Source organism: Plantactinospora mayteni, assembly GCF_016862935.1.
GTDB lineage: Bacteria > Actinomycetota > Actinomycetes > Mycobacteriales > Micromonosporaceae > Plantactinospora > Plantactinospora mayteni.
The window spans coordinates 1-21535 of sequence record NZ_BONX01000054.1 but is presented as its reverse complement, the minus strand read 5'-3'; the positions used below and the strand labels follow the sequence as shown (position 1 = coordinate 21535).

Here is a 21535-nt window from a genome sequence, read left to right as displayed (position 1 = left end):
GACCGGACGTCGGCGCAGCAGGGAAGGAGCGGGAATGAACAACACCGTGGAGGCCGGCGGCCGGTTCGGCACCGGGCCGCTCTCCCGGGCCATGGCGCTGGTCTACAGCCTGCTGGTGGTGGAGCTGCTGCTGGTGCTGACCACGCTGCCCGGCCTGGTCCCGCTCTTCCTGCTGGACCGGCACGCCAGCAACCTCCCGCTGGTCGCGCTCTGCGCGCTGCCGCTCGGGCCGGCCCTCTCCGCCGCGCTGTACGCACTGCGGCAGCACCGCCCGGACCTGACCGAGCTGAACCCGACGACCCTGTTCTGGCGCGGCTACCGAGCCAACGTCCGGGGCGTACTGGCGATCTGGGTGCCGTGGCTGGCCTGGCTGACCATCGTCGCGCTGAACCTCAGCTACTTCGGCGCCGCAGGGGTGCCCGGCTGGTGGCGGGTACCACTGCTGCTGGTCGCGCTCGGCGTCACCCTGTGGGGGATCAACGCCCTGGTGATCACGTCGCTGTTCCGCTTCCGGGTCCGGGACGTCGCCCGGCTGGCGCTGCACTTCCTCGGGTACGCCCCGGGGGTGACCCTCGGCAACGCCTGCCTGCTGGTGGTGGCCGCCGGCGTCGTCTGGGTCTCCTCCGAGGCGGTCCTCGGGCTCCTCGGTTCGGTGCTGACGCTGGCCCTGCTCCGCAACTGCCGCCCGCTGGTCAGCAAGGTCGAAAAGGAGTTCACCGCGTGAGCCTGCCCGGGATTTCCAAGGTCGCCTTCGGCGGGGACTACAACCCCGAGCAGTGGCCCGAGGACGTCTGGAAGGAGGACTACCGGCTCTTCGACGCCGCCCGGATCGACACCGTCACGCTCGGCGTCTTCGACTGGGCGCTGACCCAGCCCGCCCCGGACGTCTACGATTTCGCCCTGCTGGACCGGATCGTCGAGCGGGCCAGCGCGGAGGGCCGGCAGATCTGCCTGGCCACCGGCACCGGCGCGCACCCGGCCTGGCTGGCCCGGGCCCATCCGGAGGTGACCCGGACGGACTTCGAGGGCCGCAAGCACCGGTACGGCCAGCGGCACAACTCCTGCCCCAGCTCCCCCGTCTTCCGTCGACTCTCCACCGAACTCGCCCGCCGGATCGCCCAGCGGTACGCGGGCAACCCGGCGATCGTCGCCTGGCACGTCGGCAACGAGTACGGCGGCGCCTGCTACTGCGACCTCTGCGCCGCCGCCTTCCGCGACTGGCTGCGCGACCGGTACGGCAGCCTCGACGCGCTCAACGCGGCCTGGTACACCACGTTCTGGTCGCACACCTTCACAAACTGGGACGAGATCGAGCCGCCGTCGGCGCTGACCGAGCACTGGCGCGGGCCGAACCACACCGCCTTCCAGGGCATCACCCTCGACTACCTGCGCTTCATGTCCGACGCGATGCTCGGCAACTTCCGGGACGAGAAGGCGGCGATCCGCGAGTCCAGTCCCGACGTCCCGGTGACCACGAACTTCATGGGGATGTACCGGCCGATCGACTACCACCGCTGGGCCCCGCACCTCGACTTCGCCTCCTGGGACAACTACCCGCCCGACGACAACTCCCCGGCCTGGATGGCGCTGGCCCACGACCTGATGCGCGGACTCAAGGACGGCCAGCCGTTCTGGCTGATGGAGCAGACCCCGAGCTACACCGCGTCCCGGGACGTCAACCCGCTGAAGCGGCCCGGGGTGATGCGGCTGTGGAGCTGGCAGGCGGTGGCGCACGGCGCGGACGCCGTACTCTTCTTCCAGCTGCGCGCCTCCCGGGGCGCCTGCGAGAAATACCACGGCGCGGTCGTCGGGCACGCCGGGCGGCAGGACACCCGGATCTTCCGCGAGGTGGCCGAAGTCGGCGCCGAGCTGGACCGGCTCGGCCCGGCGACGCTGGGCGCCCGGACCCCGGCCCGGGTCGCCCTGCTCTTCGACTGGGACAGTTGGTGGGCGCTGGAGATCTCCGACGGCCCGTCCCGGCTGCTCCGCTACCAGCAGATCGTGCACGCCTACTACCGGGCGCTCTGGGAGGCCGGGGTCGACGTGGACGTGCTGCCGGTGACCGCGGACCTGGCCGGCTACCAGGTGGTGGTCGCGCCGGCGCTGCACATGCTCAAGGGCGACCTGGCGCAGCGGCTGGCCGCGGTCGCCGAGCGCGGCGGCTCGGTACTGACCACCTTCCTCTCCGGCCGGGTCGACGAGGACGACAACGCGTTCCTGATGGACGTGCCCGGTCCACTCGGGCCGCTGACCGGCATCCGGATCGACGAGTGGGACGCCCGTGGCCCCGAGGTGGTCAATCCGGTACGCCTGCACGGCGCCGGCCCCGAGGCCGAGATCGAGGTCGAGTCGCGGCTGCTCTTCGAGCTGGTGATCCCGCAGGGTGCCGAGGTGGTCGGCACCTACCAGGCGGACTTCTACGCCGGCACCCCGGCCGTGACCCGGAACAGCTACGGTGCCGGCCACGGCTGGTACGTCGCCGCCGGCCTCGACCAGCCGGGAGTCTCCTGGGTGGTCCGTCGGGTACTGGAGCGGCACGACCTCGTCGGCCCGTACGCGGACGTGCCCGGTCTGGAGTCGACGGTGCGGGTCGGCCCGGACGGGACGCGGCTGCGGTTCCTGCTCAACCACGGTACCGAGCCGGTCGAGACGACGGCACACGCCGCCGGTACGGACCTGCTCGGCGGGGAGCGGATCGCGCCGGGCCAGCCGATCCGGCTCGCCGCGAAGGGCGTACTGGTGCTGCGCGAGGAGTCCTCCCCGGCCGGACCGGCGACGAACTCCGACGAGGACCGGGACGGGACGCGATGACCGTCGCCGACCCGGCGTCCACGCATCCGGCCTGGTTGCCGCCGGAGGCGTTCCAGGCGATCGGCTCCCGCCGGACACTCGTCTACGGCACCGGCACCCTGGTGGACACGGTGCGGGACGAGGTCACCGTGGCCTGCGCCCGCCACGGCGGCACGGTCGACCACGTCCCCAGCCAGCCGCCCCAGCCCGGCCAGCCGACAGAGCCAGGCCCGCCGGAAGAGCCGAGCCAGGCGGCAAAGCCAGGCCCGCCGGAAGATCCGGGCCAGGCGACAAAGCTGGGCCAGCCGGAAGATCCGGGCCAGCCGACAAAGCTGGGCCAGCCGCCAGAGCCGGGCCTGCCGACAGAGCCAGGTCAAGGGGCGCAGCCAGGGCGGGCCGGAGCGGGGTCGTATGACCTGGTGCTCGCGCTCGGTACGGCCGGGTCGCTGCCGGCCGGTGCGGGGCCGGCGGCCGAGGTCGGGCGGGAACTCGGAGCGGACCGGGGCGGACTCGGCCCGGAGGGCTTCGCGCTGGCCCGCCGGGACGCCGTCACGGTGGTGCTGGCCGACGAGCCGGCCGGGCTGCTCCACGGCCTGTTCCAGGTCGTCCGGCTCGGCCCGGCGGCGTTCGGCGCCGACCGCCCGGTCGAGCGGCACCGGCCGGCGCTGCGGCTACGGCTGGTCAGCCACTGGGACAACGTCGACGTGCATCCGGTGATGGGGCAGGTCGAACGCGGCTACGCGGGCGGGTCGATCTTCTGGCTCGACGGGGCGCCACGCCAGGACCCCGAGCGGGTACGCGACTACGCGCGACTGCTGGCCGCCTGCGGCATGAACGCGATGACGGTCAACAACGTCAACGTGCACGGCACGGCGACCCGGCTGCTGACCGACCGGCTCGACGACGTGGCCGCGATCGCGGACCTGGTCCGCCCGTACGGGATCCGGGTGCACCTGTCGGTCAACTTCGCCGCGCCGGTCACCCTCGGCGAGCTGCCGACCGCAGACCCGCTCGACGACGACGTGCGGGCCTGGTGGGCCGAGGCCGCCAAGCGGGTCTACGGGACGATCCCGGACTTCGGCGGCTTCATGGTGAAGGCCGACTCGGAGGGGCAGCCGGGCCCGTACCGGTACGGGCGGACCCACGCCGACGGCGCGAACATGCTCGCCGACGCCCTCGCCCCGTACGGCGGAATGGTGCACTGGCGGGCCTTCGTCTACGACCACCGGCAGGACTGGCGCGACCGCTCCACCGACCGGGCCCGGGCGGCGTACGACCACTTCACCCCGCTGGACGGCCAGTTCCGGGACAACGTGATCGTGCAGGTGAAGCACGGCCCGATGGACTTCCAGACGCGCGAGCCCGTCTCCCCGGTGCTCGCGGCGATGCCGCACACCCGGCTGGCTCTGGAGGTGCAGGCGACCCAGGAATACACCGGGCAGCAGCGGCACGTCTGCTATCTGGGTCCATGGTGGAGCGAGGTGCTGCGGTTCGCCCCCTGGGGACCGGGCCGGCCGACGGTCGCCTCGGTGGCCGCCGGCTCGGCGGGAGACGACGGCGCAGCCCCGTCGGGTGGCGGCGGTCTGGTGGTCGTCTCCAACGTCGGTGCCGACCACTACTGGACCGGCCACCCGCTCGCCCAGGCCAACCTGTACGCCATCGGCCGGCTCGGCTGGGCACCCGACCTCGACCCGCTGGCCGTACTCGACGAGTGGATCGACCTCACCTTCACCCCGTCGGCAAGCACCGATCCCGAACTGCTGCGCGACACCCTGCACGCGCTGCTGGACGACTCGTGGCGCACGTACGAGCGGTACACGGCACCGCTCGGGGTCGGCTTCATGGTCGCGCCGGGCCACCACTACGGCCCCGACGTGGACGGCTACGAGTACTCGCGGTGGGGCACCTACCACTTCGCCGACCGGGACGGCGTCGGGGTAGACCGCACCCGGGCCGCCGGAACCGGCTTCACCGGCCAGTACCCGCAGCCCTGGGCGGACCGCTACGAGTCGCTGGAAACCTGCCCGGACGAGCTGCTGCTCTTCTTCCACCACGTGCCCTACCGGCACGTGCTGCACTCCGGGTCGACGGTGATCCAGCACATCTACGACACCCATTTCGCCGGGGTCGAGCAGGTGGCGGAGCTGGTACGGCGGTGGGAGCGGATCGGCCCGGCGGGTCTGGTGGACCCGGCGCTGCACGCCCGGGTCACCGACCGGCTCGCCGAGCAGCAGCGCTGTGCCGAGGAGTGGCGCGACAAGGTCAACACCTACTTCCTCCGCAAGTCCGGAGTACCGGACGCGCACGGCCGACGGATCTACTGACCCCGCCGGGCCAGCCGCCACCTGCGGTCCGGGTCCCGGCGTGCCCGGTACGATGTCGTCCCGGAGGAAAGTTGAGGTAGGTGGCCAGCCAAGCCGTGCCCGGTGCCGAGCCCCGGACCCCGTTGAGCCGTGAGCGGGTGCTGCGGGCCGCGATCAGCGTTGCCGACTCCGGCGGGATCGAGTCGCTGACGATGCGCCGTCTCGCGGAGCATCTCGGGGCCGAGGCGATGTCCCTCTACTACCACGTGGCCAACAAGGAAGACGTGCTCGACGGCGTCGTGGACGTGATCGCCACGGAGATCAACGAGGTCGTCGACCGGATCGACGTACCGGCCGAGGGCGCCGACTGGAAGAAGGCGGTACGCCAGCGGATCCTCTCCGCCCGCGAGGTGCTGCTCCGGCACGCGTGGGCGCCCGGGGTCTTCGAGACGCGTACCAACACCAGCCTGGCGGTGCTGCGCTACTACGACGCCCTGCTCGGGCTGATGCGCGCGGGCGGCTTCTCGAACGACCTGGCGCACCACGCGCTGCACGCGCTGGGCAGCCGGGCGCTGGGTTTCACCCAGGAGCTGTTCGACCCGAACAGCGGCGCCGGTGCCACCGATCAGGCGGCCGACCTGGCGGAGATGGCCGGGCAGTTCCCCAATCTGGTCGGGATGCTGGCCGAGATCGCCCACGACGATCCCGACTCGACGCTGGGCTGGTGTGACGACCAGAGCGAGTTCGAGTTCGGACTCGACCTGATCCTGGACGGCCTGGACCGGATCCGCGAGCGGGCCTGACCCGCCCCGCCCGCCCCGCCAGTCCCGCTCGTCTCGGCCGGACGGCCTGACTCCACTCCCCCGTTGGTATCGCCCCGCCCGAACCCCCTCGACAACCTTACGCCGTACGAGTACCTTACGTCGTAAGACTTACAACGTAAGGGCGGCTGCCGGGTCCACTCGGACGCCGCCCATCCGCCCCCCGACCACCCCGGACGAGGAGACGACGATGAAGGCGGCAGTCCTGCGCTCGTACGGCCCACCCGATGCCCTGGACCTCACCGACGTCCAGCAGCCCGCTCCCGGCGACGACGAGGTACTGGTCCGGGTCCGGGCCACCTCGGTCAACCCGTACGACTGGCACCACATCCGCGGCGAGCCGCTGGTGGCCCGCCTGATGCCCGACGGCCCCGCGCTGCGTGGACCGAGCATCGGCATCCTCGGCTGCGACATGGCCGGTCAGGTCGAGGCGGTCGGTCGGAACGTGACGGAGTTCCGCCCCGGCGACGACGTCTACGCCCTGCTGCCGGGAGGCGGCTTCGGCGAGTACGTCTGCGTCCGGGAGGACCTGCTGGCACCGAAGCCGGCGAACCTCTCCTACGAGCAGGCGGCGGCGGTGCCGATGGCCGCCGTCACCGCCCTGGTCGGGTTGCGCGACTCGGGTCGGCTCCAGCCCGGCCAGCAGGTACTCGTCAACGGCGCCTCAGGCGGGGTGGGCACCTTCGCCGTACAACTCGCCCGGGTCTTCGGCGCCACCGTGACCGGGGTGTGCAGCGGTCGGAACGTGGAGCTGGTCCGCTCACTCGGTGCGGACGAGGCCGTCGACTACACCACCGAGGACTTCACCCGGCGCGGGCGCCGCTACGACCTGCTGCTGGACAACGCGGGCAGCCGTTCCGTGTCGGCGTACCGGCGGGCGCTCACCCGCAACGGCACCCTCGTCGTCGTCGGTGGCCCGGCCAGCCGCTGGCTACAGCCCGCCGGCCGGGTCTTCGCGGCACTCGCGGTGAGCCCGCTGGTGTCCCAGCGGATCGCGCTGGCCGACGCGGTCCGCACCCCGGAGAAGAAGCAGTGCCTGCGGCTGCTGACCGAACTCATCGAGGACGGCAAGGTCACCCCGGTCATCGACCGCCGCTACCCGTTCGCCGAGATCCGGGCGGCCGTCCGCTATCAGGAGGAGGGGCACAGCGCGGGAAAGGTGGTCGTGACGCTCTGAGCGCCCGCCCGGCGGCCGGTGCGACCTCGGTCGCCCCGGCGGCCGGGCATCGGCGCTGGTCAGCCGCCGCTGACCGGGCGGAACGGGTCGACCGAGTGCCGGGACTTCGCCGTCCGGTTGGTGATCGTCGCAATCGCGCCGAACATGACCCGGCCGAGCGCCGCGTGCGCCTGCACCGCCGGGTGCGTCGCCCCGTAGTTGTCCCGGTCGCCGAGGGAGTCGGCGAACATCGCGTACGTCAGCGTCGGTGCGCCGCCCGCGTCGAACATGATCCCGGCCTCGTGCCGGGCCGCGCCCCGCTCGTCGAAGTCCGCGCCGTACTTGGTGGCGACCCGGCTGCGCTCGGCCGACGACATGTTGCGGCGCACCCCGTCGTGGTATCCGTTGATCCAGCGCAGGATGCCGAGCAGGAAGTCGGCCGACTTCGGCGTCACGATGGTCTTGTTGGCCAGTCGCCACAGCAGGTCGTGGGTCTCCCGGGGCGTGGTGACGCCGAGGAAGAACCGGTTCGGGTTGGCGACCGGCTCGACCCTGGTGTGCGTGAAGCCCTTGCTGGCGAGAATCTCGTTGATCTCCAGCGCCGGAACCACCCGGCCGCACATCCGGACCGCCGTGTTGTCCGAGACCAGCAGCATCGCGGTGAGGAAGTTGGCGACCGTGACGTCGTCGCCCCAGACGGTGTGCAGGAAGTAGATCCCGGTGCCGCCGAGGATGATGTCGGCGGTGAGGTCGAGCTTCTGGTCGAGCCGGAGCTGTCCACGGTCGATCTTGTCCATCACCGCCACCGCCACCGCGAGCTTCTGCACGCTGTAGCCGTGGGTCACCCGGTCGGCGTCGTCCGCCACGACGGTCTCCAGCGTTCCGGCGGCGTTGACCATCGCGATGTGCGAGTGCCACACCCCGCCGGCCCGGGCCTTCTGGGTGGCGTACGCCTGCTGGATCGCCGTCTGCGAGGTGCCGGTCGGGCCCAGCGAGCCGCCCGGTACGCCCGGCCCCGCGACCGGTGCCCGACCGACCGCCACCGTGTTGGCCGGTGCGGCGGCAGCAGGCCGACCGGTCGCCACCAGTGCGGCTGCCGCCGCTCCCATCCCGATCGCCGCGCGGCGACTGACGTGCTCCGGCACAGTTCCTCCCCCGTGATCATCGAAGACTGCCGTGGTGGAGCGTACCGAGCGTGATTTCAGGCAACAACCCGGACGAGACCGGACACGCCGAGCGGCACCGCCCACGCGCCCGGCCAGCGCGGTCCGCCGGGCGTAGGCTGAGCCACGTGGATCAAGAAGACCGGATCGCCCTCTTCCTGGACTACGAGAATCTCGCGCTCGGCGCGCGGGACCATCTCGGCGGCCTGGTCTTCGACTTCCGCCCGATCGCCGACGCGTTGGCCGAGCGCGGCCGGGTGGTGGTCCGCCGGGCGTACGCCGACTGGTCGTTCTTTGACGAGGACCGCCGGATGCTCACCCGGTCACATGTGGAGTTGATCGAGATCCCGCAGCGGATGGGTGCGAGCCGCAAGAACGCCGCCGACATCAAGATGGCGGTCGACGCCGTCGAACTCGCCTTCGAGCGCGGATATCTCTCCACCTTCGTGATCTGCACCGGCGACAGCGACTTCACTCCGCTGGTGCACAAGCTCCGCGAACTCAACAAGCGGGTGATCGGCGTCGGCGTGGAGAAGTCCACCTCCGCACTGCTGCCACCCGCCTGCGACGAGTTCCTCTACTACGACCGGCTCGAAGGTGTGGACATCCCCTCGGCCCGCCCCCGGCGGGGTCGGCCGGCCCGGCCCGCCGGCCCGGAGGCGCCGCAGGCCGAGCCTGGCCAGCAGGCGGAGCCGGGAGCCGAGCCCGCGCAGGGGATCGAGGAGCCGGTACGCGACGTCGACACCCTCGCCGAACTGGTCGCACAGACGGTGGCGGGGTTGCAGGGCAGCTCCAGTGGGGAGGTGACCGCCTCCACGCTCAAGCGCACCCTGCTGCGCAAGGACCCGACGTTCAGCGAGTCCGACTACGGGTTCCGGGCCTTCGGCGAACTGCTCCGGCACCTCGCCGAGCACAACGTGGTCGAGCTGACCGAGGGCCCGGCAAAGGGCGACCCGGGTGTGTCGCTGCCCGAGCACGGCGACCGGGAGGTGGCGTTCGGGCTGCTGCGTACCGTGGTCCTCGACCTGGCCGGCACGGACGGCTCGGTGGCGCTCTCCGGGCTGAAGAACCAGCTCCGCCGGGCCCGCCCCGACTTCAGCGAGAAGAAGCTCGGCTACCGCAGCTTCCTCCAGTTCTGCAAGGCGGCTGCCACCGGCGGTGCGGTCGAACTGCGGTGGAGCCCTGAGACCGACGACTACCTGCTCACCGCGCGCCCCGGCTGACCCCGGCCCCCGACCGTGGCGCCGGTTCCCCGCCGCCGGGGGCCGGGTGGACGGCTGGCGATAGGGTCTTGGCCCATGCGGTCGAAGCAGGAGCTGGACGCCGACATCCGGCGGGAGCGCCGGGCGGCACTGGTGGTCAACGCCCGCTCCCGCCGGGGCCGCCGGCTCTACGCGGAGGCGCGTACCCGGCTGACCGGTGCCGGCTTCAGGCTGCTCGGCACGTTCCCGGCGGACCGGCCGGGTGAACTCGAGGCGAGCCTGACCGCCGCCGCCGAGCTGGCCCCGGACCTGCTGGCCGTCGGTGGCGGGGACGGCACCATCGGGGCCGCCGCACGGCTGCTCGCACACCGGGACATCGCGCTCGGGCTGCTGCCGCTCGGCACCACGAACAACTTCGCCCGGACCATCGGCATCCCACTCGACCTCGACGCGGCCGTCGCGACCCTGGCCGGTGGCAAGGTGGTCGACGTCGACCTCGGGCTCGCCGACGGCATGCCGTTCGCCAACCACGTCGGGATCGGGCTCTCCGCCGACGTGATGGCCCGGGCACCGGCCCGGCTCAAGCGGGTCACCGGCCGGCTGGCGTACCCGGTGACCGCCCTGGCGCTGCTCACCGGACACCGCCCGATGCGGGTCACGGTGCTGGCCGACGGGCAGGCCCGGGAGTTCGTCACCCACCAGCTCTACGTCGCCAACGGCGGCTTCCACGCCGGCCGGCCGATCACCGCGGACGCGAACGCCGACGACCGGCTGCTGGTCGCGTACCCGGTGGGTGGTCCGACCCGGCGCGACCTGTTGCGGGCGACGGCGCGCAACGCGGCGACCGGCCATCGCCGCACCCTCGACGACGAGCCCTTCCTGACCGCCGGTGAGATCCTGCTCTCCACCGACCGGCCGGCGCCGGTCGAGGTCGACGGCGAGGTACGCGGCCGTACCCCGATCCGGATCGGACTCGACGCCAACGCGCTGCGGGTGATGGCCCCCACCGACACCCTCGACCGCTGAACCCACCGCGACGTCCTCGGCCACTGACCCACGGTGACGTCCTCGGCCGCTGCCTCACGGTGACGTCCTCGGCTCGACCGCCTGGCCGGCGCGTCCCGGCGGTAGCCGTCGCTCAGGCGGCGAAGAGGAGCAGCAGTCCGGCCGTCGTGTAGACCACCATCAGTGCCAACAGCGGCAGTTGGCCGACCACCGCCGTACGCCGGTCGAAGAGCCGTAACGCCCGGTCGTGCGCGAGTACTGTGCCGAAGACGTGGCCGAGAACGATCACAGTCACCTGGAGCAGCGCCGTACCGGCCGGCGAGGTGCCGAGCGCCCGTACGGTCCACGATCCGGTGCCCAGCCAGTCCGCGCCGGTACCGAGCGGATCGGCGAGCAGGGCGAGGGTACGCTGCCCCTCCAGCACGAACAGCGTGAAGTAGTGTGCGACCAGGTAGCCCACGGCGATCGGCACGATCGAGTGGGCCAGTTCCCCGGCGCACTCCCGAACCGGCCGGCCACCGAACCGGCCGGCCAGACCGGTCGCGCCCAGGTAGGCGGCGAGCACCAGCGCGCACACCAGGGCGAGCCCGATCGTGCCGAGCAGTGGGGCCGGCGCGGCGCCCGACTGGAGTACACGGACCCAGATCGGGGCGTTGGAGAGGCTGTCGTACATGGTGGAGCCGAGGAGTACCACCACGAAGGCCACCAGGCCGGGAGCCGGTCGCAGCCCGGCGATCCCGTCGAGCGGATGCCGTCGGACCAGCGTCCCGTCCCGGCGCCGGGCCAGTACCGCCAGCCGCCCGACGACGGCGCTGTAGACCTCGAACGCGTCGCCCCGGTCGAACCACCGGGAACCGTAGACGACCGCGCCGGCCAGCATGGCGACGGCGTAGCCGCCGAGCCAGCCGCCGATGACCGGGAGGCTCACCCGATGCGGCGCCACCAGTTCCAGCCAGACGAAGGCGAACAGCCCACCGGCCGCCGGCCAGTAGCCGAGCCCGGACGGGAGGTCACGCAGGCCGCGCGACGGGTCCCGGCGCAGCGCCAGGCAGGCCAGCAGGTGCAGGGTACGCAGCGGGTTCAGGGCCCGCCAGACCGGACCGAAGAGCAGCGACAGCGGGAGCAGCCCGACCCAGAACAGCACGTACACCACGCCGGCCGTCGGGTTGTCGGCCGTGTCCGGACCCGCGAAGCCGAGCCCGACGTACGCCGCGACGACCAGCCCGACCAGCCGGCACAGCCACGGCCAGGCCCGGGCGGACGCCACCCGCTGTACCGGTGCCGGCAACGGTCGCGGCGGCTCGGTACCGGTGCCGAGTCGCGGCTCCCGCCAGAGCGCACCCAGCGCCACGAACGACACCACCAGGGCGACCAGTGCGCCGGTCAGGGCGAGTCCGAACGGGATGGGCAGGTCCTGGCGTCCACCGACGCCGTGTGCGAGCCACAACGCCGGCTACCGGACCACGAGCTGGAACAGTTGCAGGTCCTGCCCGTGCGTCTCCACCTCGAAGAGCCCGTCGCGGTCGGCCACGAACTCGACCGTGCCGGCGACTCCGGGTTGCAGGGTCACCGACCTGTCGTACCCGTGCACGTGCACCATGTCCGCGACGTCGCTGGTCGCGGTGATCCGGACGGTCTGGCCCCGGGTCACCTCGATCCGGCTCGGTGCGGGCGAGACGGTGCCGCCGGCGACGGTGACCGTGACGGTCTCGACGGTACCGGTGGCGGCCGGCTCGCCGTCCCCGCACGCGGTCGGTCCGATCAGGAGCAGGGCGAGCAGCGCGACGGCGGCGTACGCCGACCGGGGTCGCCGGGGGTGGGGCGGCATCATGGCGGGGGTCTCCAGGGGACGGTCAGCGGCGCTTGCGTGGTCTCCAGGGACGGTCTGGCGACGCCTGCGGCGCTGGGAGGGGCGGTTTGGCGACGCCGGTGGCGCCGGGAGAGCGGGTTCAGGACGCTGTTGGCGCTGGGAGAGCGGGTTGACGACGCTGTTGGCGCCGGGAGAGCGGGTTCAGGACGCCCGTGACGCCGGGAGGGGACGGTCGGCGACATCCGCGATCCGCCAGGGGGACGGTCGGCGACGCCTGTGGGTGTCGGGAGGGACGGGCGGTCAGCGGCGCTTGCGGCGGTTCGCGGCGGGGGCGGGGCCGGCCCGGCGGCGCGTCGAGGCGCCGGCCGGGTCGCGTGAGCGGGAGGTGGCGCGGGAGCCGGCCGAGCCGGACCGGGTGCTGCGGCGGGCGGCGGCCGGGCCGGCGCGAGCCGGGCGGCGGGCGACCCCGGCGATCAGGACGGCGGCCCCGACCAGCAGCAGCGCCGGCACCAGCCAGACGGAGACGCTCGGTCCACCGTCGGAGGCCGGAGGCGCGGCCGACACCGACGGCGGGGCCGACGGGGGTACCGTCGCTCCGGCGGTGGGCCGGGCCTGCCCGGCCGCCGCGACCAGTTCCGGAGCGGGCTGGTCGGTGGGGGCCTGCCAGCCCGCCGGGGCGGGGGTACTGGCGCCGGTGTAGGTGAACCGGACCTCGCCCTCGACCTCCTCGCCGTCGGAGGCCACCGTCTGGTAGCGCGCCACGTACCGGCCCTGCTCCGGCCAGTACGCCACCGGCACCTGCACGGTGAACCCGACGTGGTACAGCCGCGGCTGCCATGCGCCGTCGACCAACTGGTATTCGCGCACGGGTTCGTCGAGCCGGATCGGGGCGCCGGTCGACCAGCGCCGGTCGACCCGGACCCCGCTCGGCGCGGTCACGGTGAAGTACCCGAACGGCGCGGGTTGCTCGGTGAAGGCCAGCGACACCGACTCGACCGGCGCGGTCAGGGTGCCGCCGTCGGCCGGGGTGGAGACGGCGAGCTGCCCGTGCGCGTACGCCGGTCGGGGGTCCGGCACGGTGCTGCCCAGCGCGACGGTGAGCAGGCTCAGCGCAACGGCGGCGAGCAGGCGCGGTGCCGCACGACCCATCGGGTACCTCGGCTCTCGGGTAGAAACCTTCCGCGAGGCTAACCGCTTTTGTTAGATCTGAATAGACTTTTCGATGTCTCGACGAAACTTCGAGAATCTGCCCCGGTTGCTCGGCGACGTCATGCCCGTCGAACGGGTCGGCCCAGCGGTGTTCCGGTGGCCGATCGTGGGCCCGCGCGGCATCGTGCTGACCCTGGTCGGCAAGCCGCCCGCCGCCGAGGTGGCCGCGAACCTGCGCCGGCTCAAGCAGGTACTGGAGACCGGGACGGTGACCGACACCGACCATGCGGTCGCGGGCACGTTCGAGCGGAGAGCCACGGGGCGGTGAACTCGCCCGACGGCGGGTCGGGCCGGTGGTCCCGGCACCGGCGGCGCACCCGGCCGACCGCCCTCAGGTGCGGCGCAGGAACGCCACCAGCGGCACACCGTACTCCGACTCACGGGGCGACGTCGACCGCTCACAGGGCGCCACCAGGACCGGCGTTGATCGGCTACCATCGAGCCCCTGAGAACCACGAGGTGGGCCGGCCGGAGGCCGGGATCCTGGATCGGATCCGTTCTCCGCCACGGCGACGGGGCATGGGGGAAGCATGTTGCAGACATCGCGCACCGTCACTCCTGACGACCCCCGGCTGGATCAGGCCCGGCGCTTCGTGCGGCAGTTGGAGGAGTCGCTGGCGAGCACGCCCCGTCACCTGCCGGTCGACGGGCTGGACCGCATCGGGGGCGACGACCAGACCGGCACGGTCACCTGCGTGGTCGACGCCCGGGGCGACTTCGTGGACCTGCGCGTCCGCTCCGACTGGTGGTACACGCTGGGTCCGTCGGGGGTCGCCTCAGCCATCCTCGACGCGCTCCAGTACGCCCAGGACAAGGCGATGCTGGCCATGGCCGTGCTGCGTCGCCACGGTCGGACGCTGCCGGCCCCACCGACCGGAGACCGGTTCCAGCACGACGAGTTCGCCGCCCGGCCAGGGGACATCTGGGCCGAGTGGGGGGCGGCGGAGGCACGGGTCCAACGGGGATACGACACCATGGCGGCGGCGGACCGGGTCGTCGAGACCCGGGACTCGGCGGAGCCGAGGACGATCTCCGGACCCCGCGGCCTGTTCCACCTGACACTGGTCGGGTTCACGGTGGCGAGCGCGGAGGTCAACCCGCGGATCGCCGCGCGGGACGCCGACGCGATAGCCGACGACGCGCGGGCGACCCTGCGACAGGCCACCCGAGAGAAAGATCCGACGTACTGGTTCTCCGGCTTGTTCCGGGACGCGACGACCAGGGTCGACGAATTCGGGAACGCTGAACAAGTGCGCTGACGAGTACGACCGAACCGACGGCCGGTCCAAGGCCAGCTTCGACGAGATCGCGAACTCCTCGCGGGTTTCACGCGTCCAGAAAGGTACGGTCGTGCCGCCTCCCGGGAGCATGGGTGCGGCGGAGTTTGTTGCCAAGTGCACATCGGCACGTGACAATAACTTTCGCACGGTTTCGCCGATCTCCGATCTCGCCCCCCTGCGCTCACGGGAGACGCCATGCGACGATCAGCCCTCGCTGTCCCGCTCTCCGCACTGATCGCCTTCGTCGGCATCGCTGCCGCGACACCCGCCCCGGCGGTCGCGGTCGTCGTCGGCTCCGACGTCGGAACGCTCGCCACCACGTCGCTGGCCCCCGGCCTCTCCCTGAGCACCAGCTCGGCGGCCGGTCCGAATCAGATCAACGTCCTCACCGCGAACCTGTCCGAGCCCACCCTGAAACCGAAATACCTCAATCCCGGGACCGTCGGCGCCACCGCCACCCTGACCACCCAGGCGAACCGGGTGGGTGCGGTCGCCGCCGTGAACGGGGACTTCTTCGACATCGGCGCCACCGGAGCACCCCGGGGGACAGGGCTGGACGACGGCACGCTGCTGCACGGTCCCGCGTCCGGCTGGAACAACGTGGCCGCGCTCTACGCCAACGGCGCGGGCAGCCGGGGCGGCCTGGCCGAGATCTTCCTCGACGCGAAGATCACCCTGCCCGGCGGTACCCAGCTCACCGCCACCAACCTCAACTCGCCGAACATCGCCGCCAACGGCATCGGCGTCTACAACGCGCTCTGGGGCGACCAGCCCCGCAGTCAGGTACTCGACGGCGCCACCCGCAGCCGGGAGGTGGAGATTGCCGGTGGCCGGGTGAGCAGGGTCAGCAGTACTCCCGGCGGCAAGGTCGCGGCCGGGTCCGTCGTCGTGCTCGGCGTGAACACCGGTGCCGACGCCCTGGCCGGGATCGTGGTCGGCGACACGGTCACGGTCAACTACTCGCCGCGGGGCGGTACCGGAGCCCAGGTCGCGATCGGCGGCAACCTCGTACTGGTCAAGGACGGGGCGGCCACCACGGTGTCGCATCCCCGGAATCCCCGCACCGCGGTCGGCTTCTCGGCAGACGGTCTCACCATGTGGATGGTCGTGGTGGACGGGCGGTCCAGCGCGAGCGTCGGCATGACCTATGTGGAACTCGCCAACTACATGAAGTCGCTCGGTGCCGACGACGCGATCAACCTCGACGGCGGAGGTTCGAGCACCCTGGTCGCCCGGATGCCCGGAGCGACCTCGGTGTCGGTCCGCAACACGCCGTCGGACGGCGCGCAACGAGCGGTGCCGAACGGGATCGGCTTCGTCTCGACCGCACAGCCGTGGAGCAGTACGGTCGACAACACCACCGCCGACCGGTTCACCGCGAGCGCGAACTGGGGAACGTCCAGCTACTCCAGCCAGCGGTTCGGAGCCGACTACCGATTCGCCGACCCGGTCCTGTCCAGCGACGTCGCCTGGTACCGGGTGAACATCCCGGAGACCGCCAGCTACGCGGTCTCGGTCTGGTATCCGGCCGACCCCGGATACAACGACTCGACGCCGTTCATCGTGGCCACCACCAGCGGCAACCAGACGGTACGGGTGAACCAGCGCGGCAACGGCGGCCGATGGGTGTCACTCGGGGTGTTCACCCTGGCCGCGGGAGATGCGAACACGGTGGGGGTGAGCCGATGGACATCGGGCACCGGCTACGTCATCGCCGACGCGGTGCGGGTCACCCGGGTCTGAGCGTCGGTTGTCGACCTCCTGGCGGCCCGCCGCTGAACGCCGCTCTTCCGCCCTGTCGGCTGGCTGCTCCGGGCGGATGCGCGGTCCCGGCACGCGGTGACCGCCCGGGGGTCGTCGACGAAGGGCCGAGCCTAACGTGTCGGTGCGGACGGTGTGCTCTCCCCGACCAGGTCGCGGCAGGCGTCCCGGTCGTAGGGCAGGCCGGCGTCGCGGAATACCAGGCCGACGCTGCCGTTGCTCGGGTCCCACAGATCCTCGTTGTCGACGAGCGCGCCGAGGTAGCGGCGCTGAGCCGGGGAGAGCGGACCGGGGTCGCGGCCGGCGAAGAGCGCGTGCAGCAGCGGTCCCCAGTCGCGCTGCGCCGTGTAGCGGCTGGCGATCGGAGCGATGGCCAGTGCGGCCGGCAACAGGCGGCCGGGGCCGTCGACCCGGGCGATCGCCGCGGCGACGAGCGTGAACCGGATCCAGGTGGATATCTGCGGCGGGCGGTGGGTGAACCAGCCGTCGGTGGCGGCCGGGTCCGCCAGGGCGGCGAGGAGTTCGGCGGTGGCGGCCGGATCGTCGGCCAGGGCGGGTGCCAGCGCGGCGCAGGCTCGCACACCCGGATGCGGGTCGTCCAGGTAGCCGCGCGGTTCCAGCCCCAGCTCGCCCATTGCCAGGACCAGCGCGGCACGCTCGTCCGGCCCGGCCTCGGCGGCAAGGGCGTCGAGGCGCCGGGCGAGGGGCATCACCTCGGTCGTGGCGGCCGGCGCCGCGCAGCACGCGCCGACCGCGTGCGCCGCCGCCGCGCGTACCGTCGGTTCGGGGTCGGAGAGCGCCGACGCGGCTGCGGTGAGCAGGGTGGGGACGATCTCGCGGCAGCCCAGTACGGCGCGGGCGTACAGGGCGTTGGCCATCACCTCGTCCGCATAGAGTTCGTCCTCGTCGCCGGAGTCGAGCGCGGCGGTCAGGGCGGCGTCCACGTCGAACCCGGCCGGCGGGGCGAACTCGTCGGGGTCGGGGTGCGACCGGCCGGCCTCGGCGACGGCGGCGAGGAATCGAAGCAGGTCGGCCCGCAGCTCCGCGTCGGCGGCGCCGGAGAGCCGGGGATCGCCGAGTAACGCGGCGACCGTGACGGCGGCGGGCGGGGTCGCCGTCCATGGCGTGCCCTGGTGGATCACGGCCGACCACAGGTGTTCCAGCGCGGCCCGCCGGCCGGCCGGGTCGGCATCGACCAGTGCGGCCAGGTGCTCGGGGGTGTCGCTGGCCCGGCCGTACGCGTGCAGCAGCGTCGCGAACTCTCCGGCGTCGATCTCGGTCACCCGGGCAAGCTACTACCCGCCCCCGACAGTCCGCCGTCGACCGCCGCCCAGTCAACCGTTCAGATCGGCCGGCACGCCTGGTACGCCTGCCACCTCCCGCGTCCTCCGTAGCCCGGACGTCGGTGCCCCGGGCTGCCTCGCCAGGGGCACCGACGGATGCGCCGGATCAGGACCGGTAGTCGTTACCGCCGGACGCGCAGGTCCAGCCAGACCAGCCGGTGGTCGGAGCTGGGGAACGGAAACGTCCCGGTCAGCCGCGACAGCGGATCGCCGGCCGCCGGCCAGAACACGCCCCCGCCGCGCACGTCCAGCCCCCGCGACGGAAGCACGTAGTCGGCGCGCACGTTGCCCGGCCCCGGTACGTCGGCAAAGTCGGCCGTGTCGTGCGCCGGGTCGCTCCGGTGCGTGGTGTTGGCACCCCCCTGCGCGGCGCTGGCCTCGGGTGCGCCCGCGCTCGACGGCACGAACCGGCCGTCGATCCACCGGTGGTCCAGCAGTTGCTGCGCCGCGCCGGGAATGCTGTCACCGTCGTACGGATCCGAGTTCAGATCCCCGGCGATCACGAACTCCGCGCCGGGCCGCAGGCCGCCCCGCTGGCCCCGGTCGTCGTGGATGTAGCGGCCACCACCCGGCCGTACGTAGTCGGCCCAGAACCGGATCTCGTCGAAGTTGCGCCGCCCGTTGCGGTCCTCCGCGCCGTCGAAGACCGGCGGCGTGGGGTGGCTGACCAGGAAGTGCACCGTACGGCGTCCGAGCTGGATCGGCAGGTCCCAGTGACTCTTCGACGAGAGTCGGACCGCCGCCAACTCCTCCGGCGAGTACCAGTCGGCCGGCGCCGGGGTGGCCGGGTCGTCCGGCAGCAGCGCACCGGGCATGTCCTTCCAGCGGAAGTTCTGGAAGGTACGGGCCTGCCGCACGTCGATCGGATAGCGGGAGTAGACCACCATGCCGTACTGCCCGGGGAAGGCGCCGAAGCCGAGCGCGTCGTCGCCGTAGCCGGCCGCGCCCGGCTGGGTGACCACCACACCGTCGTTGTTCAGGTCGAAGCCGGAGGCGATGCCGGTGTTGCTCGGCGCGATGAACCGGTACGGATATCCGACCGGCCGGGCACCGTTCTGGCCGACCGACAGGTAGTTCTCCTGGAACAGCCGCGCGGCCACCGGGTCGAAGTCGAACTCGTTGATCAGCACCACGTCCGGCCGGGTGCGCTGCACGATCTCGGCGATCGTCCGGGCCTGGGCGTTGCCGGGAGTGGAAAGGTCGGACCGCAGCGCCCCTTCGGCGCCACGGTTGAGGGATGCGTTGAAGGTGGCGAACCGCACCTCACCGCCACCGTGCGCCACGGCCGGCGACGCGACGGCGGGGAGACCGGCGACGGTGACGGCGGCGGCGAGCAACCCCGCACGGGCCGCGAGCCGGCCGGTTCGCCTGGAACTCAGGGACATGCTTCCTCCTAGGCGTTGATATCCGTCCGCGTGTCTATCGCCGGGCACCGACCAGCCGGTGGCGAGGACGTGAATACTAGGCGTCCCGCCGCGTCTGGTTGTCGGTGCGTCCTCGGCCGCTGGCCTCGTCGAAGGTGAGCCGCGGATCCGCGTACCCAGCCCGTCGGGCCCGGCGCAGCCGAACTCGCGGCCGTCGCCGGACTGCTGGTAGCCGCCGAACGGGGCGAGCGCGTGTTAGCGCTGACATCGGGATGTCCCACCACATCAAACGGAACCTCGGTGAACCGCTCGGGCGGACGTACCGCACATTGGCAGACTATTTCGAGGTCTTTCAAGAGGACTCGTCAATACATGAACCGGAACCCCGCTCCCCGGAAGGCGTACACGGGCTCACTCCTACTCCGCCCCGGACACCGGCGACCGATAACACCTTTCACCTACGACGAGCGGATCGGCTACCGGCAGAAGTCTCACGTCGTTTTCTGTTATCGACACCGGTGCCGGACGGTCGCGACGCCGAGGCCGCCGGCGGGAACGGGGACGACGACAGCGACGGGAACAGCGACGGGCGGTTGCTACCCGACCAGCGGGGGCCGGACCCGGAAGGACGCGTCGGTACGGAATCCCGGGTTGTCGGTCGCCCGGTCCACCCACAGCTCGAGGTTGCGGTGCCGCAGGAACCAGCCGGGGTAGTTCGACGACTCCAGCGACACCGAGCCCGGCGCCGTGCCCGCACGCACGCAGAACGTCGCGTCACCACGGAACAGTCGGCTGCCCTCGTCCCCGCTCAACCGGAGCCGCCAGGACGAGTGGCGCAGGTACCGTCCGTCCTCGGCACGGAAGGAGACACAGCCGGCGTCCGCCAGGCCCGGAACCACCTCGAACGTCGCCCGCTGCCGGGCTGCCCCGTCGCTGTCCGCGCCGACCCGAGCCAGTACTCCGAGACCCTCGGCCGTCGTGACGACCAGCCCCACCTGGTTGATCGACTCCATCGACACGTCCCCCGGCGGAAGCGGTCGCGGTCCGCTGCTCGGCGGCGTGGCGTCGGTCGGGCTCCGGCGGCTCGGGCTCGGGCTGGCCGGGCGGGGCGCCGACGTCGGCGGGACGACGACCGCGGGTGCCGACGCCGACCGCGCGGCGGCGGCAGGTGCCGATGTCGGCGCGGCGATGCCCACCGGTGGCCGTGGGTCCGGCGTCGGCCAGGTCGCCGTGGTGACCGTGGCACCGGCGACGACCGTACCGGCGGCGACCGCGGCCACGACGGGGTGCGCCCCGACGAGCTGGCCGAGCTGACCGAGGAGCCCGGCTTTGAGGCCCGCGCCGAGCGTCCCGGAGCCGCCGACGCCGCTCGCGCCCGAGACGACCGCCGTCGAGACGGCACCGACGGCACTTCCCGACACCGCGCCCTTGGCGGTCAGCGCCGCCGCCAGCGCCAGGGGCACGGGGATCAGCGCGAGACCCACCAGCAGGCGCTCCGGCGCGACCAGGCCGTCGGCGCGGCGGAGGCAGACCGGGCAGGACCGGGTGTGCCGGCTTATCCTCTTGCGCCACAGCGGGCTCGGCCGGCCATCCCAGCCGACCAGCACGGTCCCGAGACGGTCGCAGCCGGGCCTGGCGTCCAACGCGGCCACGAGCGTCCGGCTGAGGTCCAACTGGCCGCGCATCCGCTGGACGCGTACCGCGGCGTGGGCCACGCCGACGCCGAGCGATGCCGCCAGTTCCGCCCTGCTCAGCCGCCCCGCGGTCTCCAGCCACCACAGCGACAGCAGCGCCCGGTCCTCGGGGTCGAGCCAGCGACCGGCGCGTACCACCTGCCGGCGCTGGTCGGACAGGTCCAGGCGCAGCAGCGTCAGATCCTCGAAGTCCGCGTCGGCGTCCGGCTCCGCGACCACCTCGTCCAGGGGTACGGCGCGTTCGGCGGCGCGCTGCTGCCGTTGTAGATGCGTGCTGACCTGGCGCAACGCGATCGCCATCAGCCAGGGCCGGAAGCTCTCCGGCGTCCGCAGCATCCGCAGTTCCCGCAGGGCGCGGAGCATGCTCTCCTGCACGACGTCGTCGACGTCCGGATCGCCGCTCAGCGCCCTGCGCACCAACGTGTACACGATCGGCAGGTACGCGACGGTGAGCTCGTCAAGCGCCTGCCGGTCGCCGGCCTGTGCGGCGACGACCAGACTCGTCTCGTTCGTACGGGTAGCTCGCATGTCCCATCGCTGTCAGATGGCCTGGACGGTGGTGGTTGACTGTGATGGACGCTGGCGGCCGAGTCAAGAATTGACATCCTCTCCGCTCTAAAGGGCGGAGATTCCC

Annotated in this window: 17 protein-coding genes; 10 read left to right on the top strand and 7 right to left on the bottom strand. The window is 72.5% G+C overall.

Translation table 11 applies throughout. The annotated features are described in order from the left end of the window. The first annotated feature begins 34 nt into the window (after positions 1–34). From Pma05_RS35055 to Pma05_RS35035, 5 genes are all read left to right on the top strand, one after another. Positions 35–724, top strand: coding sequence for a DUF624 domain-containing protein (locus Pma05_RS35055; protein ID WP_203861823.1), 690 nt, complete (start codon positions 35–37; stop codon positions 722–724). Next, on the top strand, positions 721–2811 hold the full coding sequence (locus tag Pma05_RS35050) for a beta-galactosidase (RefSeq protein ID WP_203861822.1): 2091 nt from the start codon (positions 721–723) through the stop codon (positions 2809–2811). The genes Pma05_RS35055 and Pma05_RS35050 overlap by 4 nt, the downstream gene beginning before the upstream one ends. Then, positions 2808–5114 (top strand): alpha-glucuronidase, encoded by a 2307-nt coding sequence (locus Pma05_RS35045; RefSeq protein ID WP_203861821.1) that lies wholly within the window; start codon positions 2808–2810, stop codon positions 5112–5114. Before Pma05_RS35050 ends, Pma05_RS35045 begins: the two co-directional genes overlap by 4 nt. 80 nt (positions 5115–5194) lie before the next feature. After that, a complete protein-coding gene (locus Pma05_RS35040) occupies positions 5195–5896 on the top strand; it encodes a TetR/AcrR family transcriptional regulator (protein ID WP_239313748.1) in 702 nt (233 codons plus the stop codon). Between the two features lie 208 nt (positions 5897–6104). Next, a complete protein-coding gene (locus Pma05_RS35035; protein ID WP_203861820.1) occupies positions 6105–7091 on the top strand; it encodes an NAD(P)-dependent alcohol dehydrogenase in 987 nt (328 codons plus the stop codon). A gap of 59 nt (positions 7092–7150) precedes the next feature. Here Pma05_RS35035 and Pma05_RS35030 read toward each other — a convergent pair whose 3' ends face one another. After that, complete coding sequence (locus Pma05_RS35030) at positions 7151–8215, bottom strand: serine hydrolase (RefSeq protein WP_239313746.1); 1065 nt, start codon at positions 8213–8215, stop codon at positions 7151–7153. Positions 8216–8361: 146 nt separating this feature from the next. Between Pma05_RS35030 and Pma05_RS35025 the strand changes: the two genes are divergently transcribed. Together Pma05_RS35025 and Pma05_RS35020 are read left to right on the top strand one after the other, a co-directional pair. Beyond that, positions 8362–9456, top strand: coding sequence for an NYN domain-containing protein (locus Pma05_RS35025; RefSeq protein ID WP_203861819.1), 1095 nt, complete (start codon positions 8362–8364; stop codon positions 9454–9456). Between the two features lie 75 nt (positions 9457–9531). Further along, positions 9532–10461 carry a diacylglycerol/lipid kinase family protein gene (locus Pma05_RS35020; RefSeq protein ID WP_203861818.1) on the top strand — a complete coding sequence of 310 codons (930 nt, stop codon included), beginning with the start codon at positions 9532–9534 and terminating at the stop codon, positions 10459–10461. A gap of 112 nt (positions 10462–10573) precedes the next feature. Here the strand turns inward: Pma05_RS35020 and Pma05_RS35015 are convergent, their stop codons facing one another. From Pma05_RS35015 to Pma05_RS35005, 3 genes are all read right to left on the bottom strand, one after another. Next, positions 10574–11887, bottom strand: a complete 1314-nt coding sequence (locus Pma05_RS35015; RefSeq protein WP_203861817.1) for a hypothetical protein — start codon at positions 11885–11887, stop codon at positions 10574–10576. A gap of 6 nt (positions 11888–11893) precedes the next feature. Beyond that, entirely contained in the window at positions 11894–12271 is a 378-nt protein-coding gene (locus tag Pma05_RS35010) for a cupredoxin domain-containing protein (RefSeq protein ID WP_203861816.1), read from the bottom strand. A 279-nt stretch (positions 12272–12550) separates the two neighbouring features. Continuing rightward, positions 12551–13399 carry a copper resistance CopC family protein gene (locus tag Pma05_RS35005; protein ID WP_203861815.1) on the bottom strand — a complete coding sequence of 283 codons (849 nt, stop codon included), beginning with the start codon at positions 13397–13399 and terminating at the stop codon, positions 12551–12553. A 73-nt stretch (positions 13400–13472) separates the two neighbouring features. Here Pma05_RS35005 and Pma05_RS35000 point away from each other — a divergent pair, with 73 nt between their 5' ends. From Pma05_RS35000 to Pma05_RS34990, 3 genes are all read left to right on the top strand, one after another. Beyond that, on the top strand, positions 13473–13727 hold the full coding sequence (locus tag Pma05_RS35000; RefSeq protein ID WP_203861814.1) for a hypothetical protein: 255 nt from the start codon (positions 13473–13475) through the stop codon (positions 13725–13727). A gap of 262 nt (positions 13728–13989) precedes the next feature. Further along, a complete protein-coding gene (locus Pma05_RS34995) occupies positions 13990–14718 on the top strand; it encodes a hypothetical protein (RefSeq protein WP_203861813.1) in 729 nt (242 codons plus the stop codon). Positions 14719–14934: 216 nt separating this feature from the next. Further along, a complete protein-coding gene (locus Pma05_RS34990) occupies positions 14935–16482 on the top strand; it encodes a golvesin C-terminal-like domain-containing protein (RefSeq protein WP_203861812.1) in 1548 nt (515 codons plus the stop codon). A 131-nt stretch (positions 16483–16613) separates the two neighbouring features. On the opposite strand, the gene Pma05_RS34985 is transcribed toward Pma05_RS34990, so the two are convergent. The 3 genes from Pma05_RS34985 to Pma05_RS34975 form a co-directional block, all read right to left on the bottom strand. Next, positions 16614–17783 (bottom strand): Rossmann-fold NAD(P)-binding domain-containing protein, encoded by a 1170-nt coding sequence (locus tag Pma05_RS34985; RefSeq protein ID WP_203861811.1) that lies wholly within the window; start codon positions 17781–17783, stop codon positions 16614–16616. Positions 17784–17965: 182 nt separating this feature from the next. Further along, entirely contained in the window at positions 17966–19228 is a 1263-nt protein-coding gene (locus Pma05_RS34980) for an endonuclease/exonuclease/phosphatase family protein (protein WP_203861810.1), read from the bottom strand. Positions 19229–19803: 575 nt separating this feature from the next. Beyond that, entirely contained in the window at positions 19804–21429 is a 1626-nt protein-coding gene (locus Pma05_RS34975; protein WP_203861809.1) for a sigma-70 family RNA polymerase sigma factor, read from the bottom strand. Positions 21430–21535: the final 106 nt, after the last annotated feature.